Source organism: Pantoea sp. X-Soil-ISGK-285 (assembly GCF_059730815.1).
Genome location: NZ_AP035938.1, coordinates 2,913,537 through 2,930,536 on the forward strand (window position 1 = coordinate 2,913,537; position 17,000 = coordinate 2,930,536).

12 protein-coding genes, 1 tRNA gene and 7 pseudogenes are annotated in these 17,000 nt (G+C 57.5%); 2 read left to right on the top strand and 18 right to left on the bottom strand.

Annotated features, from left to right (window positions below; translation table 11 throughout):
* Positions 1-118 precede the first annotated feature (118 nt).
* The 9 genes from ccmI to ccmA form a co-directional block, all read right to left on the bottom strand.
* Positions 119-1,330 (bottom strand): c-type cytochrome biogenesis protein CcmI, encoded by a 1,212-nt coding sequence (gene ccmI, locus AC6I8B_RS13715; protein WP_497817471.1) that lies wholly within the window; start codon positions 1,328-1,330, stop codon positions 119-121.
* On the bottom strand, positions 1,330-1,782 hold the full coding sequence (locus tag AC6I8B_RS13720) for a cytochrome c-type biogenesis protein (protein ID WP_029519443.1): 453 nt from the start codon (positions 1,780-1,782) through the stop codon (positions 1,330-1,332). Before AC6I8B_RS13720 ends, ccmI begins: the two co-directional genes overlap by 1 nt.
* Positions 1,779-2,336: a DsbE family thiol:disulfide interchange protein gene (locus AC6I8B_RS13725; RefSeq protein ID WP_010257920.1), complete on the bottom strand. Its 558-nt coding sequence runs from the start codon at positions 2,334-2,336 to the stop codon at positions 1,779-1,781. The genes AC6I8B_RS13720 and AC6I8B_RS13725 overlap by 4 nt, the downstream gene beginning before the upstream one ends.
* The gene (locus AC6I8B_RS13730; RefSeq protein ID WP_167430173.1) at positions 2,333-4,291 is read right to left on the bottom strand and encodes a heme lyase CcmF/NrfE family subunit; all 1,959 of its coding nucleotides are present in this window, start codon (positions 4,289-4,291) and stop codon (positions 2,333-2,335) included. The genes AC6I8B_RS13725 and AC6I8B_RS13730 overlap by 4 nt, the downstream gene beginning before the upstream one ends.
* A complete protein-coding gene (gene ccmE, locus AC6I8B_RS13735) occupies positions 4,288-4,773 on the bottom strand; it encodes a cytochrome c maturation protein CcmE (protein ID WP_010671430.1) in 486 nt (161 codons plus the stop codon). The genes AC6I8B_RS13730 and ccmE overlap by 4 nt, the downstream gene beginning before the upstream one ends.
* On the bottom strand, positions 4,770-5,003 hold the full coding sequence (ccmD, locus tag AC6I8B_RS13740) for a heme exporter protein CcmD (protein WP_157352692.1): 234 nt from the start codon (positions 5,001-5,003) through the stop codon (positions 4,770-4,772). The genes ccmE and ccmD overlap by 4 nt, the downstream gene beginning before the upstream one ends.
* Positions 5,000-5,740 carry a heme ABC transporter permease gene (locus AC6I8B_RS13745; RefSeq protein ID WP_010257913.1) on the bottom strand — a complete coding sequence of 247 codons (741 nt, stop codon included), beginning with the start codon at positions 5,738-5,740 and terminating at the stop codon, positions 5,000-5,002. The genes ccmD and AC6I8B_RS13745 overlap by 4 nt, the downstream gene beginning before the upstream one ends.
* 68 nt (positions 5,741-5,808) lie before the next feature.
* On the bottom strand, positions 5,809-6,468 hold the full coding sequence (gene ccmB / locus AC6I8B_RS13750; RefSeq protein WP_010257910.1) for a heme exporter protein CcmB: 660 nt from the start codon (positions 6,466-6,468) through the stop codon (positions 5,809-5,811).
* Positions 6,468-7,085, bottom strand: coding sequence for a cytochrome c biogenesis heme-transporting ATPase CcmA (gene ccmA, locus AC6I8B_RS13755; RefSeq protein WP_033767505.1), 618 nt, complete (start codon positions 7,083-7,085; stop codon positions 6,468-6,470). Before ccmA ends, ccmB begins: the two co-directional genes overlap by 1 nt.
* Before the next feature lie 242 nt (positions 7,086-7,327).
* Between ccmA and AC6I8B_RS13760 the strand changes: the two genes are divergently transcribed.
* Both AC6I8B_RS13760 and AC6I8B_RS13765 read left to right on the top strand, forming a co-directional pair.
* Positions 7,328-8,263 carry a formate/nitrite transporter family protein gene (locus tag AC6I8B_RS13760; RefSeq protein WP_157352694.1) on the top strand — a complete coding sequence of 312 codons (936 nt, stop codon included), beginning with the start codon at positions 7,328-7,330 and terminating at the stop codon, positions 8,261-8,263.
* Positions 8,264-8,567: 304 nt separating this feature from the next.
* A tRNA-Arg gene (locus tag AC6I8B_RS13765) sits at positions 8,568-8,642 on the top strand.
* 229 nt (positions 8,643-8,871) lie between these two features.
* On the opposite strand, the pseudogene AC6I8B_RS13770 reads toward AC6I8B_RS13765, so the two are convergent.
* From AC6I8B_RS13770 to AC6I8B_RS13810, 9 genes and pseudogenes are all read right to left on the bottom strand, one after another.
* Positions 8,872-10,131, bottom strand: a pseudogene (locus AC6I8B_RS13770) (VasL domain-containing protein); the annotation flags it as partial.
* Positions 10,119-10,832, bottom strand: a pseudogene (gene tssG, locus AC6I8B_RS13775) (type VI secretion system baseplate subunit TssG); the annotation flags it as partial. The pseudogenes AC6I8B_RS13770 and tssG, both read right to left, overlap by 13 nt.
* Positions 10,787-12,004: pseudogene (tssF, locus tag AC6I8B_RS13780) on the bottom strand (type VI secretion system baseplate subunit TssF); the annotation flags it as partial. The pseudogenes tssG and tssF, both read right to left, overlap by 46 nt.
* Positions 12,001-12,204: pseudogene (locus AC6I8B_RS13785) on the bottom strand (type VI secretion system domain-containing protein); the annotation flags it as partial. The pseudogenes AC6I8B_RS13785 and tssF, both read right to left, overlap by 4 nt.
* Positions 12,203-13,465 (bottom strand): annotated as a pseudogene (locus AC6I8B_RS13790) (OmpA family protein); the annotation flags it as partial. The pseudogenes AC6I8B_RS13785 and AC6I8B_RS13790, both read right to left, overlap by 2 nt.
* A gap of 3 nt (positions 13,466-13,468) precedes the next feature.
* Positions 13,469-14,122, bottom strand: a complete 654-nt coding sequence (tssL, locus tag AC6I8B_RS13795; RefSeq protein ID WP_157352709.1) for a type VI secretion system protein TssL, short form — start codon at positions 14,120-14,122, stop codon at positions 13,469-13,471.
* A complete protein-coding gene (gene tssK, locus AC6I8B_RS13800) occupies positions 14,119-15,456 on the bottom strand; it encodes a type VI secretion system baseplate subunit TssK (protein ID WP_157352711.1) in 1,338 nt (445 codons plus the stop codon). The genes tssL and tssK overlap by 4 nt, the downstream gene beginning before the upstream one ends.
* An 18-nt stretch (positions 15,457-15,474) precedes the next feature.
* Positions 15,475-16,200, bottom strand: a pseudogene (gene tssC, locus AC6I8B_RS13805) (type VI secretion system contractile sheath large subunit); the annotation flags it as partial.
* Positions 16,169-16,450: pseudogene (locus tag AC6I8B_RS13810) on the bottom strand (type VI secretion system contractile sheath small subunit); the annotation flags it as partial. The pseudogenes tssC and AC6I8B_RS13810, both read right to left, overlap by 32 nt.
* Between the last annotated feature and the right edge of the window lie 550 nt (positions 16,451-17,000).

The following is a 17,000-nucleotide window of genomic DNA, read 5'->3' on the forward strand; positions in this document are numbered from 1 at the left end:
CCCATCGTTCAGGTCACAGCCCGGTATCGTATCGACTTACCCGATGAGCATAGCTGACTTTGTGCCAGAGGCAGCAGGCAATGGCACGCATCATCCTGAACGCGGTCAGTTGATGCGTTCAGGGAAGCTGCTGATTAATCTCTACCGCGATCGGCTGATGCCCATCCCAGGGCGTCACTGCGCTCAGGCCCAGCCAGTCACCCGGCCGGGGATTGGCGCTGCCATCGCGGGAGATTCGCACCCGGACCTCGACCTGATGCTGCGCCGAAAGCAGGCGATCCAGCATCATGGCGTTGCTGTCATCCAGCGTCAGCGACAGCGGGAAGTGACTGAGCGGCATCCGCTTAACAGCCACCGGCACCGGTGAAGCACCGTCAGAAACCGAAATATACAACACTCCGTCCTGCGGTAACATTTTTTCTGCCTTAGGTGCCAGCGTCACGGTCAGCGCCAGTTGACGACTCTGTTGCCCGGCGGCACTTCTGGCCTTTTCAATGCTGCGGGCGATCATCGCGTGTCGCGAATCACCGGCCGGCAACAGACCCAGCAGGGTCTGCCATGCGTCGATAGCCTGACCATATTGCTGCTGTCCGTAAGCATTAAATGCCAGCAGGCTCAGCGTACGCAGGTTTTGCGGATCCGCTTTTAGCAATGCCTGCAGCAGCAGTGACGCCTGACGGTTATCCTGCGGGTCGGGGGATCGCGTCAGGACTTCGGCATAATCCTGTTTTAGCGCCAGATCGTTGGGAGCAAGCTGTAGCGCATGCTCAAATGCCTGGCTGGCCGTATCGGCATTATTCAGCACCATGCCGAGCCGTCCCAGCATCGTCCAGTCAGCCAGATTATCCGGTTCCGTTTGCAACGCGGTACGCAATCCGAGCTGTAAACGCGCCAGCTCCTCCATGCTCAGCGGTTTAGCGCCAGGGTCCATCAGTCGGGCACGCAGCTCAGGATACGCCTGCTGCACCTGCTTCCAGCCCGTGAGCTGTGCCAGGCCACCGGTTTTCAGGTAAGTCCCCAGCGATATCCCAATCAGCACGATCAGGCCTGGCAGCAAAATCCAGCGACCGCTGCTGTGTGATTTCATCGTCTGTGCCGGTGGAATATCCGCCAGCAGTGTCTGCTGTAACTCCCGCTCCATCAGTGGACGCTCAGCGACGACGCCCTGATCTTCATCCTGTGCCAGCTCATCTATCCGCTGATGGTAGAAGCGCTGATTAAGGCGATCGCGATCGCCTGTGCTGGCCTGACGTTGCCGCCAGCCCGCCGCCAGGAACAGCGTACAGGCCGCCAGCAGTAACAGAAAAAGGGTAATCCAAAATGCACTCATTACGGCTTCCTGTCTGACTTCAGTAGCGCATTAAGACGCTGTTGCTCATCTTCATCCAGCTCACTGCGGGTTTTGCGCTGACGGCTGCGCAGGATAATCACCGCACCGCCCATCAGCGCAAACAGCGCCGGACCAGCCCACAAAACCAAAGTTGAGGGCGTGACCGGTGGCGAATAGCTGACGAAGTTGCCATAGCGCGCCACCATGTAGTCGATGATCTGCTGGCGACTCTGGCCCTGCTTCATCAGCTGATAGACTTTCAGCCGCATATCGGCGGCAATCATGGCGTTTGAGTCGGCGATGCTGTTGTTCTGGCACTTCGGACAGCGCAGTGAAGCGGTCAGATCGCGGTATTGTTCTTCCTGGGCCACCGAGTCAAATTGCAGCGTGTCGATGCTTGCCCATAGGTTGATGCTGAACAGCAGGCCGCAGAGCAGTAACAGCATTCTCATGATCCCGCCTCCGCGCTGTATTTCACCCACAAGGGTTTCACTTCCTGATCCCAGACGCGCGCATTGAGATCGCCCGCGTGGCGATAACGGATGATCCCCTTACCGTCGATCAGAAAAGTTTCCGGCGCGCCATAGACGCCGAGATCCAGTCCCAGCATGCCGTTGCCATCATAGAGGCTCAGCGCGTAGGGGTTGCCCAGCGTATTCAGCCAGTTAACCGCCTTGTGACGATCGTCTTTGTAGTTCAGTCCGACGACGCGAATGCCCTGCTCCGCCAACGTATTCAGATACTGATGCTCGGCGCGACAGGTCGGACACCAGGTCGCCCAGACGTTCAGCAATATCGGTTTGCCATCCGTCAGCACGCGCTGGTCGTAGGTTTTGCCTGGCTGGTCGAGTGCTTCCAGCCGGAACAGCGGCACCGGCTTGCCGATCAGAGCGGATTCGAGACGGGTCGGATCGTCGCCATCGGCATTACGTGTCAGTTGCCACAGCAGCGCCGCCGCCAGCAACAGAAACAGCATCAGGGGAATAAACAGGATTTTTTTGTTCATGTCCGCTCCTCAATTCCCGCTTTTTTGCGCGAACGATAACGGGGATCAAACAGGCAGAACAGCCCACCCAGCGCCATCAGCGCGCCACCGAACCAGATCCAGCGGACAAAGGGTTTGTAGTAAATGCGCACGGCCCAGCCGCCATCCTCCAGCTCTTCGCCCAGCGCCGCATAGAGATCGCGGCTGAAACCCCCATCAATCGCCGCTTCGGTCATCATGGTGCGGGCGGCCGTATAAAAGCGTTTCTCTGCCTGCAGCGTCGCTTCATGTTTGCCGTTGCGCGTGACATCGATGATGCCCATGCCACCGCTGTAGTTAGGTCCCTGCAGATTCTGCACGCCGCGGAAGACAAAGTGATAGTGATGAATATCGATGCTATCACCCGCCTTCATCCGCACATCGCGTTCCACGCTGTACTGGGTGCTGAATGCAATACCGATCACCGTCACCCCTACCCCAAGATGGCCCAGTACCATGCCCCAGTGACTGCGCGACAGGTGACGTAAACCGGCAAAGAACGGATGGCGGTGAGTGGCGCGCTCATGAAGTTCCAGCAGCGTCAGCACGATAATCCAGAGTGACATCAGCAGGCCAACCACGGTCATCGCCTCAATGCGATCCTGCAGCCACCAGGGAATGATGACGGAACAGGCCAGGGTCACGATCAGCGCCAGCGCCAGCCGCTTTGCCAGCTTCTGCGGCTCATCGCGACGCCAGCGCACCAGTGGCCCGATCCCCATCAGTAGCGCAAACGGCGCCATCAGCCAGCTGAACATGGTGTTGAAGAACGGCTCACCGACCGAAATGCTGCCCAGGCCCAGTTGCTTGTGCACCAGCGGCAACAACGTGCCGAGCAGAACCACCAGCATCGCGGCAATCAGCAGCACGTTATTACTCAGCAAAAACGATTCGCGCGACCAGGTTTCATTCTGCACCCGGCCACGTACCTGCCCGCCTTTAATTGCGTAGAGCAGGAGCGAACTGCCGATAACAATCACCAGAAACGCGAGGATAAACATCCCGCGCGCCGGATCCGAGGCGAAGGAATGCACCGACACCAGCACCCCGGATCGCACCAGGAACGTCCCCAGCAGGCTCAGCGAAAACGCGGTAATCGCCAGCAGCACGGTCCAGGCCTTAAAGGTGCCTCGCTTTTCAGTGACCGCCAGCGAGTGCATCAGGGCGGTGCCTGCCAGCCACGGCATAAACGACGCATTTTCAACCGGGTCCCAGAACCACCAGCCGCCCCAGCCCAGTTCGTAATAGGCCCAGGCCGAGCCAAGGACAATACCAATCGTCAGAAAGACCCAGGCCGCCGTGGTCCAGGGACGCGACCAGCGCGCCCAGGCCGTATCCAGCCGTCCGGCCATCAGCGAGGCGATAGCAAAGGCAAACGCCACCGAAAAGCCGACATAGCCCATATAGAGCAGCGGCGGATGGAAGATCAGGCCGATATCCTGCAGCATCGGATTCAGGTCATGCCCGTCTATCGGGAAGTCCGGCAGCGTGCGGCCAAATGGATTCGAGGTCAGCAGGATAAACAGCAGGAAGCCGAGATTGATCATTCCCATGACCGCCAGCACGCGTGCCAGCGCATCCTGCGGCATTCCGCGACTGAATATCGCCACCGCTAATGTCCAGGTGCTGAGCAGCAACACCCACAGCAGCAGCGATCCTTCATGCGCGCCCCAGGTGGCAGCAATGCGATAGTAAACCGGCAGCAGGCTGTTGGAGTTTGTAACGACATAGGCAACGGTGAAATCGTTGCTGATAAAGGCCCAGACCAGCAGCGCAAAAGCCGCCGCGATGCAGATAAACAGACCGCAGGCCAGCGGACGCGCCATCGCCATCAGGCGGGCATCCTGGCGCACTGCGCCCCATAGTGGATAGCTGCTCAGCAGCAGGGAGAGCCCCAGCGCCAGGCAGAGCAGAAAAGTACCAATCTCGGGCATCATGATGATTTATTTCCCGCCTGATACAGCGACTGCGGGCCGGTGTGATTACTCTTCATCGCGTCTTCAATCTCCGGCGGCGTATATTTCTCATCATGTTTCGCCAGGACTTCTTTGGCGATCACCTGGTTGCCCGCCGCCAGCACGCCCTGCGCGACGACGCCCTGCCCTTCACGGAACAGATCCGGCAGGATGCCTTCAAAACTGACGCTGACCACGCCGCGGGCATCATAAAGTTTGAACGACACGGCAAGCGTATTCGGATCGCGCCGGACGCTGCCGGGCATCACCATGCCGCCGACGCGCAGCCGCTGACCCGCTTCGGGCTTCTCGTGCGCTTCGCCTTTGCCGTAAAGGATTTCACCTGGGGTATAGAACAGATCGATGTTTGAGCGCAGCGCATACATCACCAGCGCGGTGGCCAGGCCGAGGCCGAGCAGAATCGCCACTGCCGCATAGAGGCGGTTGCGTCGACGGGTATTCACAATGTCTCTCCTGCCGCTTCAGCCGCGGCTTTTTTAGATTTCGCTGCCCGGATGCGGCGTTCCCGCGCGTCGCGCTGGCGGATCTCAGCCAGCAGGCGGCGGTGCAGCAACAGGGTATGCAGCGTCAGCCCGACAAGCGGAATCAGCGTGCAGGCAACCGCCAGCCAGACATAGAAGGCGTAGCCCCCCATCTCAAAGAAGGCGTGCCAGGAGGAAAAGGCGGGTGTCATGCCTGCTCTCCTCGCTTCGCCACATCAATCGCCCAGGGACGGTGACGTTCGGTTAACAGAATCAGGTTGCGCAGCCGCATAAGGGTCAGCGTGATAAATACCAGCAGATAACCGATGATTGCCCAGCGCAGCGGCGTTCGCATCACCGGCGCAATCGCCTGCTGGAGAATGCCCGACGAGCCCTGATGCAGGGTATTCCACCACTGCACTGAGAAGTGAATGATCGGCAGATTAACTACGCCGACCAGGATGAGAACACCCGCGGCCCGGCCTGCGGTGCGGCGGTCATCAAAAGCGTGCCAGAGCGCAATCACGCCCATATAGAGGAACAGCAGCACCAGCTCCGAAGTGAGGCGCGCATCCCAGATCCACCAGGTCCCCCACATCGGCTTACCCCATGCGGATCCGGTGACCAGCGCAATAAAGGTAAAGACCGCGCCCACCGGTGCCATGGCGGCGGAAACCAGATCGGCCATTTTCATCTGCCACACCAGACCGATAAAGGCGGCGATGGCCATCGAGGCATAAATGCCCATCGACCACATCGCGGCGGGCACATGAATGTACATGATGCGGAAACTGTCGCCCTGCTGATAGTCAGCGGGAGCAAATCCAAAGCCCCAGGCCCAGCCCAGCAGCAACGCCGCCAGTCCTGAGATGGCGAACCACGGCACCAGTCGCCCCGAAAACTGATAGAGCCGTTCGGGCCTGGCCAGCTGATGTAACGCTTTCCACATATCAAATGCTCACATTAACGATAAAAGAGTGTTGCCGCGTCTTTTACGCGCGGTTATTTCAACGGCTGTTATTGCAAAGTAATTCTTAGCGCTGCCGCCGTAGCAAACGGGGAGAGCGTGGCGCTGCCCAGCAGCATCGCGCCGAGAATCGCCAGATAGCCATTAATCGGCAACCCCTGACTGGCCGCCTCCATCGCCGCACTGGCGAAGATCAAGACCGGAATAGCCAGCGGCAGCACCAGCAGGCTAAGCAGTACGCCACCGCGCCGTAAACCCACCGTGAGACCTACACCAATCGCGCCGAGAAAACTCAGGGTTGGCGTGCCGAGCAGCAGCGTCAGGGCCATCGCCCGCCAGCCATTAAAATCCAGTGACAGCAGCAGCGCGGCCAGCGGCGACAGGATTATCAGCGGCACGCCTGTGACCAGCCAGTGCGCCACTACTTTGCCGATAACCGTTACCGGGAGCGGCGTCGGCAGCAGTACCAGTTGCTCCAGCGAGCCATCGCTGAAGTCATCGCGAAACAGCCGCTCCAGCGCCAGCAGCGACGCCAGCAGCGCGGCAACCCAGGCTACGCCCGGTGCAATGCGCGCCAGCTGTTGCGGGTCAGGTCCGATGCCCAGCGGAAACAGGGTAATAACAATCAGGAAAAACCAGAGCGGATTGATCACATCAGCCCCGCTGCGAAAGGCGATGCGTAATTCACGCTGGATGAGGCGAAACAGCATCAGCCTTCCTCCCCGTCGCCGAGGCGAATTTTACGCACCCGCGCAGCATCCGCGGGCAAATCCTGATGGGTTGTCAGGATCACTGCGCCACCGTTATCGGCATGCCGGGCGAATTTCGCCATTAATTTTTTAACACCCGCTTTGTCGATGGCGGTCAGCGGCTCGTCGAGAATCCATATGCGGGCCTGGCTGAGCCATAGCCGCGCCAGCGCTACCCGACGCTGCTGACCCGCCGATAACCGGCTAACCGGCACCTCTTCGTCGCCCGTGAGATCGACGCTTTCCAGCGCAGCAAAGATCTGCGCATCACTGCAATCAGGATGGTAGAAACGCAGATTTTCCAGCGGTGTAAGCACGCCTTTGACACCGGGATGATGGCCCAGATAGAGCATCGCCTGATGCCAGGCTTCGCGCTGCCGCAGGATTGGCCGCTGCTGCCAGCGTATTTCACCCTGTTCAGGACGGCTCAGGCCAGCCAGCAGGCGCAGGAGTGAGGTCTTACCGGCACCATTGGGGCCTTCAATCTGCACAATGTCGCCTGCAGAGACGCGAAATGAGAGCTGCCGGAACAGCGCACGTTCGTCGTATGCACAAGTGAGCGTAATGATTTCCAACATCGAGGGGGGAATCGCACCAGCTAAAAGTGGCCGGGATATTACCACAATGTTGCTGTGGGCCGAAGTGTGAGCCACCGCTCAGTTTCGATGCCATGGGTTTATTCGTGCGGTATCGCTCGCAGTCTGAATAAAAATGCAGTTCCGAAAAACGTTGTTACGCTTATTCGCATCAATCGTTACATTATCGGCAAATAAAAAACGGCTACGCTTATTACGCGACAGCACTATCACCAGGAGAAAATATGAAGCCTTCATCAGGTAATGAACAGGGTCCTAACGACGTCGAGAGTGAAGAGAAGGATAAGGGCACTGACATCGAAGTCGATGAGGAGGCTTTACCCTCCCGCGCCGCTGCCATCCATGAAGAGATCCGCCAGGATGGGGAAAAGGAGCTGGAGCGCGATGGTATGGCGCTGCTCTGGTCAGCCATTGCGGCGGGCTTATCCATGGGCGCCTCGCTGATGGCGAAGGGGATATTTCAGGTGCATCTGGATGGCGTACCAGGGGCATTCCTGCTTGAAAACCTGGGTTATACCTTTGGTTTTGTTATCGTCATCATGGCGCGTCAGCAGCTGTTTACCGAAAATACCGTCACGGCAGTCCTGCCGGTTATGCACAAACCGACCTGGAGTAATGGCGCTCTGCTATTACGTTTATGGGGCATCGTCTTGCTGGGTAACCTGATCGGGACGGCACTGGGTGCGCTGGCGTTTAATGAGATGCCGATATTTGACGAGGCTACCCGTCAGGCGTTTACCAACATCAGTATGAAGGTGATGGAAAATACGCCCGGCGAGATGTTTGCCAATGCGGTGATCTCCGGCTGGATTATCGCCACCATGGTCTGGATGTTCCCCTCGGCGGGGGGCGCCAAACTGCTGGTGATTGTGATGATGACCTGGCTGGTTGCGCTGGGCGATCTGGCGCATATCGTGGTGGGATCGGTGGAAGTGCTCTATCTGGTCTTTAATGGCAGCATCAGCTGGTATGAATTCTTCTGGCCGTTTGCCCTGCCGACGCTGCTCGGCAACATTACCGGCGGCACGCTGATTTTTGCCCTGATCAGCCACGCGCAGATCCGCAACGACATGAGTGAAGCGGCCGTGGCTAAAGCGAAGGCTGAGAAGAAGAAGCAGGAGAAACGTCGCAAGCGTGAAGAGCAGGAAAAGGCTGAGTAAATCCAGGGCAGACAGAGCAGATTGAACCGCTCTGTCTACTTTTCAGGTCTGTTTGCTGAAGGCGATTTGCCAGGCGGGCGACTGAAAAACGTTTACTGGAAGTGTCTGCTGCAAAGAGGGAGTGAAGATTTTAGAGTCGGGGTGCCGCTTCAGTCTGGATGACATCCCGGACTTCAGTACAGCTGTTTCCGCTTTCTGCACGTAACGTTAGCGCGCGCAGAAAACCGGGATTGCTGGCGGAATGAGCAAACGGACGGCGATATAGTGAATCTCACTGCCTGTTTGCGCTATACTGCGCGCCGCTGTCCTCTTAGTTAAATGGATATAACGAGCCCCTCCTAAGGGCTAGTTGCAGGTTCGATTCCTGCAGGGGACACCAGACCTGCCCTGTACTTAAACCCGCCCAGTCAATTAAAACTATTAATAATCAATAACAAGCCATTACTGACGGCTATCCCCCTTTGCCCTTTTTCTTCTCAGAATCAATAATCATCTGCCGGCCCTGGCTATGTTCTTTAGGCAAATCCATCAACACCAGTGAATGAGTTGTGCTTATGACCTGCCAGGTCTGGGTTATTAGCTGGATACCTGTGCTTTAAATATCTTTTTTATTTTAATGAATCCTGTTTTATTTCTGCATAACGGGCAATCAGTTGCTTCAGATGCATCTCCAGCTGAGCTCTGACAGCCGCAGGCAAAGGTTCGCCTGCTGGATTTTGTGATAATACCCTTAGCTGCTCTTCAGCCGGTATGGGTTGATTAAAGGACTGCATAGCGGAAAAAACGACTGACTTCAGCTCACTGACCGTCAGGTATTTTCCTTTCTGCACATCCAGTTCGTTCAGCCTGTCACTCAGTTTTTGTAGTGTCGCCATTCCCTGAGACCAGCCATTCAGCTGTTCTGTTGGCAATGCGGCAGCATTAAGTTGTTGCTGCCACTGCTGGATTAGTGGCTTAGCCTGCTCCGGCCAAAGTACCCGGACCTGTTCCAGCAACTGTCGACTGTATTCAATATTCCAGTCAGGAGGCAATTTACCCAGCCGGGCAAGCTGCTGCTGTGTTTGTGTTATTAAAACCTGTGGTAACGGAGCTTGCTGACGCCACATATCCAGTTGTTCAGGCGTGAGAGATGCAGGCAATGGAGCCAGTGAGGCTGCAAGCTGAGTCTGCAACGGGACTGGCCGATTAAGAAACTGCCAGTTCCATAGTGTGACTGTGCTTACCACCAGCATGGTACACATCCCGGCAGCGAAGAATTTCCATTTTTTTACCTGATTGGGCATTGCCGCCATTGCTTCTGCATTCGCCTGGTGTTCCGGCAGCGCCGCATAAACCCACTTCACTACGCTTGCTGACGTATCTTCAGGCGGACTACCAGCAAGGTCCCTCGTGGATGCTGCGGCACTATTCATCGCGGTGGCAGGCAACCTGATACCTGGCTGAATGTCCGGCCTGGTGCTGGTTATGCCATCGCTGTGTTCCAGCCTGGCAGCACTGTTGTGCATCAAGGTACATAACGTATCGAGCTGGCTCAGATGCTTAAGCTCCAGGCCCTGCAGCACCTCACCCAGAGCGGTAAGCTGTTGCTCCGCCCGATACAGCTGGCTGAGGTCGCTGTGATTTAGCGGGAGCGAGCGAATCAGTTGCTGTAAACGCTGACTCAGACTGCTGAGGATTTTCATGCGGGCATGGACAGGCTGCGGCCAGAGTGCGCCCCACTGATGGCTTATCAGTGCCTCGAGTATCGCCAGACCTTCATTGAGCCCCAATAAACCAGCCAGTTGCGTTCGGGCCAGCGTGTACCAGGACAGCGTCTGTAGCTCCACACCATTCTGCTCAAACAGTGAGAGACAGCGTTTTTCGGCATAACGGGCTGGCTGACGCTCATGGTCAGGGGCTTTTTCAGCGGCGCGCGGCGTTTATCGTGGTGCCAGATTTTCGCCTGTGTGTTGGGTGCCAGCAGGCGCACCAGCGAGGCCATGCCTTCTGCGGTACGCCCCGGCAGCAACATGACCGGCAGCAGTGCCAGAAAGCGTGAAGCCGGAGTCGCGATACTGTCCGTGCAGCCGTTAATCCCGAGCCCGGCAAGTCCCAGCAGGTACTGCGAGGTGTTGTCCTTACCGCCTTCTTCGAAAGTCGCCGGGTATGAGTATTTACGCCAGATACGGTAGTACTGGGCAATCAGCCGGTGGTTGAAGATATCGAGGAAATCCGCGGTGGCCTCATACCCTTCCCGTCGCTGGGTAATGTCATCGATATAGTGCGTCGGCAGCGGGGACTCCACGCCGTAGAGTCCCATAAAGGTGATGCGCACAGTCGGCGGCAGATGCGAATGCTCAGACTGCTCAATACCTTTAATTTCTGAAGCCGGAAAACCCATCCCCGGGTGTGGCCGAAAACGTACCGGTTCATGACGTACCTGCCAGGTACTGCCCGTAACCGGTTTGTCCGGCTGGTTCTGCTCCAGCAACTGGCAGAAGCGGTAAAAGTTGATATATGGCAGCCGGTCCCCCAGTTGCGCTATCAGCCGGGCAGGCGCGGACTGTGATTCTCTTTCCACCGGATGCATTTTCCTTCTGGCTGAACAATGAGGGTGAGCTGGTTAAACTGGTTCATATCGGCATACAGAGCAAAGAACCGGTTGAGCATTTCACCAAACAGGTGAATATCGCCCTCGCCGGTGAAGCCGTTGCTGTCGAGGGTCACTTCGATATCCAGCCCCCGCAGCAGGTAGCCCTGCTCAAAACGTTGCAGGCGGTGGTGCTCCACCTGCTGAATCGCCTCCAGACGCCGGGTATTCAGTTCATCTTCCTGCCAGTTATAAAGTGCCAGCGTCCCGCGCAGCACTTCGGCAGTACTCATCATATTCAGAAACCCGGAGCCGAGGTGGCTCAATACCCGCCAGTGGAAACGGTCTTCCGCAGGCGGGTAAACCGGCAGCGTGGGCTTACAGAGGTTGCGTACTGAAAGCGGTGTACTGACCACCTGCTCACTGCGGTCGAGCAGCGTGCTCTGAAGCGCCCGGCGCGGTAACTGACCGTTGGTGCCGGTGATTTGCAGCGATACGGCTTCGCGCTCAAACAGGCGGTCATCTTCCCACTGGTGCCCGCCCAGAATCAGCCAGGTGTCATACAGCCCGGTGACACCCCGCTTAACGCGGGTGTGGTAATAGCGAGGTGGCGCATGACTGCGCATCATCCCGCCCTTGTGGCGGAAGCTGCTGAACGGCACGTATTCGGCATCACTGGTGCGGTTTGAACCGGTAACCGAATCCACCGAATAAATCTCAGTATGCCCGTCCTGGAGCCGCTTAGGACGCAGCAGGTACTCACTTTCAAGCCCGGTGATGGTGAGAGGGTCAGCCTCCAGCGTAAACAGGTTAATCACCGGCACGCAGTGGAGGCGAACCGCATCATCGGTGACCGGCAGGTCTGATGGCCACGGCGTGCTGAAGACCACTTCGATGTCGAAGTACTCAGCCCCGGCAGGCGGCGTAATGTCGTCCAGACCGTTGAGGTGGACAAACATAAACTTGTTGCGGAAGGTAAAATACTCCAGCAGCAGCTGGTAGCCACTGAATGCGGTGTCGCCTTTCGGCCACAGCCCATCCTCTTCGGCAAACCCGCCCGGTGAGAAATACCCGTCAAGCCGGATACGGTCGATCTGCCCGGGCAGGCGCATATACAGAGCGGCCTGCCTTCTGGTCAGCATCAGGTGCAGCTGGCTACTGACGGGCGCGTCAGGCGCGACAGCAGCCCTTTCAGGTCAGCCGCGACAATGTCGGCCAGCGTTTCCTTGCCGGATTTCGTCAGCGCCTGGTGGATGTACCACTGTAAATCCAGCCACAGGTGGTTGGCACCGCGGGAAAAGGTGCTGTCGGCCGTTTCCAGCATTTCAGCCCAGTTCTGCTGCAGGTAGAGGCGTTTGAGTAACGCGCGCTGGCGGCGGGGCCCAGTCACTGATGGCAGCCTCAACAGGCGGCACCAGGCGCAGCCCCTGATACAGCCCCAGGCGATAACGCAGTGGCTCCCCGCGACGCTGCCAGTCGTCCAGCAATGCGCCATCGGCTCGCAGGCGCTGCTGCGCACGCAGTTTCGGGGCAGCAGGCTTATCAGCCAGTTGGTGATATAACGCAAGGTGATCGCCCACATTACGAATGAGACGCTGGTTGTTCATCCAGGACGCCAGCATGGCAAGGGCCAGGAAAATCCCGCCCAGTAATCCGACATAGCGCCAGAACACCATTCTGCGACTGACACCGCGTCGGCGCGGTAACGCTGGCAGCAGCAGCTCAGGCAGCGGCAGTGGCTCTGTCGTCACAACGGCATCCGGTGGCAGCGCCGTCACGGAAGTAATGTGCTGTTGCCAGAGATTCCCCGCGATACCGCTCACCGGCACCATGCACATGCCCTGTACGCAAGTCTTCATCACCGGCAGCTCGCCCTGGCGTACCGACAGCAGGTCATTCACCGCGCTGTTCTGCCAGGCAAGCAGGCTGTCCAGCCACAGACCCTGACTCAGACGAGAAAGTCTCCCGTCAGATCCACTCTCCCGGGTCCACTCCGTCAATGAAACATTGCCCTGACCGGGCTGATACACCTGAATACCGCTTCGCTGGCTTACTGTGGTAAACCAGACGGGTTCGGCCTCCGCGCAGACCACTGGGGGCGATACCCAGGTCACGGTCCACAGCGGGGGGATCGTGCCAAATGCCGCACGGCACTGGACGACAGCCCGCTGCCAGCCCCGAAGATTCTGGGTAAAATCATCACCGGAGGTGTGCTGTTCAGGTACCACCGCCAGCATGACGGAAATTTGCGACGCCAGGGCCGGGCGCACCAGGCTCAGGTGCTGTGCCAGGAGTGGCAGCTGTTCTGCATCCTTCACCCACAGATACCAGCCCTGCCGGGTTTCCCGGTGACGGAAACCGGACACAAACAGCGGGGTGTTGTCGCCGCAGACGAGGATCACCGCCCCCTGAAAATCTTCCGGCGGCAGGTTTTCATCCACAATCTCCCGGACAGCGGTCGCCCGCGCCCCGGAGGCCCGACGCTGACGCCAGAACATCACCCCGGACACCAGAACAACCAGCAGACTGAGCGCCACGCGGCTGCCCGTGGGCAGTGGCCAGAATCCCAGAATGAGCCACAGCGCCAGTACGGCACCCAGGGCAGTTAACAGACTTCGGTACGCATCCCGCATCGCTTACTCCGGCCTGACAGTCTGGCTCACCAGCTCGGTAAGCGAAGACGAAAGGAAGAACCACAGCGCCACCAGGGCGACAGCGGCCACAACCAAGGTCATCCAGTACCAGCGACGACCGCTGCGCAGGCGTGATACCCGGGCAACAATGGGGGCATCCTGTGTCAGCGTGAAGGCCGGCACCCGTTCCGCGAGCGCACGAACGATATCTTCCCGACGCTCATCATCCTGGGCGCGATACTGACCGACAAAGCCCAGCTGCAAAGTGCGGTACATGCAGGTCAGAACGGCGGCGTCAGGGGCGGTTTCTTTCAGCAGGTTGCGGATCCGTTCCCACAGCTCCTCACCGGCATTGAGGGTACCAAAGAAGTGGGCCTGCAGCGGATCACGACGCCACGTCAGGTAACCATCATCAGTGGTTCCGCGATTCATCACGCTCTCATCAAGCAATGCACACAGGGCATACACCATATGGTCACGGCTGATGTCGCTGTAACCTGCCTCCGTGAGCGCCGTTTTCGCCTCCTGCACCAGACGGCAGGCACGGCGATAAAGCCCTTCCCCGTCCCGGACTTCCTGACCGCCCCGCAGCTGGCTGGCCATCAGCCAGCCCGGGTAGAAAATACGTTCTATCTGGCTGAGTTCGGATTTATTCATGAGCGCAGGACCGCAAAGAGTTCCAGATTTACATCCCCCAGTGAGCGCGGGGTGTAGAAGGTGCAGCTGCCCATCTCAAGCATTGCCCGTGCCGCCTCCGTACTCAGATCCAGCGAGAAATACTGGTTCTCAAGACGTAAAGGGATAGCGGCCGGAACATGGGCCAGCGGCTTGATAACCATCCCGCTCAGGGCCACATTAACCACATCCGACACATCGTCAAAGCTGCCCGCTTTACACAGCTGCGGGAATTTCGTCTGTAGTTCATGATTCGGCATGGAGGATCGAACGGAGAGATAGAAGTCTGCCCCTTCGCGCAGGCGCGCATCGTGCAGGGCACCTTTCCAGATCTGATCCTGATGCTCCAGGTGGATACTCACCACCCGCGACGGCAGGCTCGCTTCCAGAAGCTTGTCGAGCAGTGCCAGCAGCGGCGGAAATACCCGTTCCGGTGCATCGTGCTGATAAGCAGGAATATCCCCGGCGTCGTGCTCAAGTGAGAAAGTCAGCAGGCTGCCGGCCAGGCGGGTCAGTTCGCGGTACAGCAGTTCCGGGTGACGAGACGGGGTCTGCAACAATTCCGTCAGTACGGGTTCAGCGCTGTTCAGGGCATTGAGCAGCCAGAACAGGGAGACATCGGCGACCGCAAAGTCGGCCATCCGCTCATTGCTTTCACGGCGCATGGCCATCAAACGCTTCCTGCGTGCCTGCAGGCGCACCAGCAGGTCATTCAGTTCGGTAGTAAGCCACGGACTGGCCGCAACGGACATCATCGGCGGGATAAAAGCCGGGTCCCGGCTCCACTGCCCCTGCGCATTACGCACCAGACGGGCTACCGGACAGGTCAGGTATGCCGTGTTTTCCTGGCTGGACAGACGCAGGGTCAGCGCATGACGGAGGATCGCGAGTTCCCCGCTTTCATGGCCGGCCAGTTCCTGCACGACGACACGCTCCGCTTTCCAGCGGCGCGGCCGCTCACTGTCCTGACCGTTATCGAGGTTGCCACCGCCGGCACTCAGCAGTGGCAGCGCGACAACCACGTCAACAGCCTCACTGCCGGCGGCAACAGACAAATCACAGACCGGAGGAAGCGTGTCTGCCAGGTCGGTATCAACAAGGGTCCCGTCCTGAAAGCGCACCACCAGACGTGTGGCATTCAGGCGCGAGAGCGCAAGCACTGCATCATCAAATTCTGCCGCAACCACGCCCCAGGGATGAGAAATACCCATCCGGGCGACCATGTCTGCAACACGTTCATTCCAACGGGCCTGCTGCTGGAACTGTTGCGGGGCCAGAGCGGCCCCATCTTCCCAAAGTGGGCGGTAAATTTTCATCCCTGATTTCCCCTCGCCTCAGGATTTAGCTTTCGGCATCTGGGAAACCAGCGACAGATTGACGTCCATCCCTTCCACCTGGAAGTGCGGCACGGCATAGAGCTTCACACGGAAGAAACCTGGGTTGTCCTCGATATCCTCCACCGTCACTTTCGCGTCGCGCAGCGGGTGAGAAGCCTGCAGCTCGTCGCCCGGATCGGTCATTTCAGTCACCAGACTACGAACCCAGGTGTTCAGCTCAAGCTCCAGCAGACGACGGTCCTTAGTGGTACCGATGTTTTCACGCTGAATAAGCTTCAGGTAGTGGGCAATACGCGACAGCAGGAAGATGTACGGCAGACGCGCATTGATGCGGCTGTTGGCTGTCGCATCTGCGGTGTCATACAGGGCTGGTTTCTGGGTCGAGTTCGCCGAGAAGAAGCACGCGTAGTCGCGGTTTTTGTAGTAGGAGAGCGGAATGAAGCCGAGGTTGGCGAATTCAAATTCGCGGGTTTCCGGGATCATCACTTCAGAGGGGATTTTCACCTGATTGCCGGTGCCGAGGTCATACAGGTGGATAGGCAGATCCTGAACGGCACCACCGGCCTGCGGGCCACGGATTTGCACACACCAGCCGTTATTGATAAAGCTGCGCACCATGTTGGATGCAAAGGCGAAGGATGCGTTGGCCCAGAGGTATTTGTCGTGATCCGGGCCTTTCACTTCTTCAACATAGTTGAAGCTGCGCACGGGTACCGTCACCGGCAAGCGTGTTTTTAACGGTGAGATTTACTTTTGGGGAATATTCGGAAAGTACTGAGTCAAAGTTATTTTTGTTCAGATTAACTTTTTTGCGTTCAGAGAGTGGCGCGGACTTCTGACCATTACTGAAGTCGCCCGCCACCAGTAATTTCAGGGGGAGTTCGGTTTTCTTGCTCGCCCCGCCCGTATGCAAATCAAGTTTTAAATTGATACGTGCCTTGGGTATTTCGGACTGAAAGGAAGAGTTAGACATGGCTGTCCCTGTTCTATGGAGTGATAGAAACCGCCACAGCCAGTGTCAAATATTAAGAATGGCTTACCCTGCCATAAAACATTCCTGCTATTAAACATTCAATGAAAAGCAGGACCTGCGGTCAGAAGCGAGTACATTCCATTTACTGGCGATATGACGCGATGAAAGAGCGTAAATCCTGAATTTATTTTTCAGATAAACACCCATGGCGCGAGTTTAGAAATAGTGGGTCAGCTAAAGGAAATGATAATATGTAACCATATGTAACAAAGTAATCTTGCCGGAAAATATCTTATACTGATCTGATATATAAGATTTTTCTTAAGATTTCGGCTGTGAGGCGCATGATAGCTGGGACTAAAAAATGTTTCAGTGAATAGTTCATTGCGGGATTGAGCAGAGAAATTACCCAATGCTAAAAAGTGCGGTTCATGCTTTTTTTACAGGATAGCGGCAGAAAGTGAAAACGAGAACCAGCCCAAACGGGTTAGTTTTTATAATAAGTTATGTTAATGATTTGTGGCACTGTTATACGCTGCTAATGTGCCTG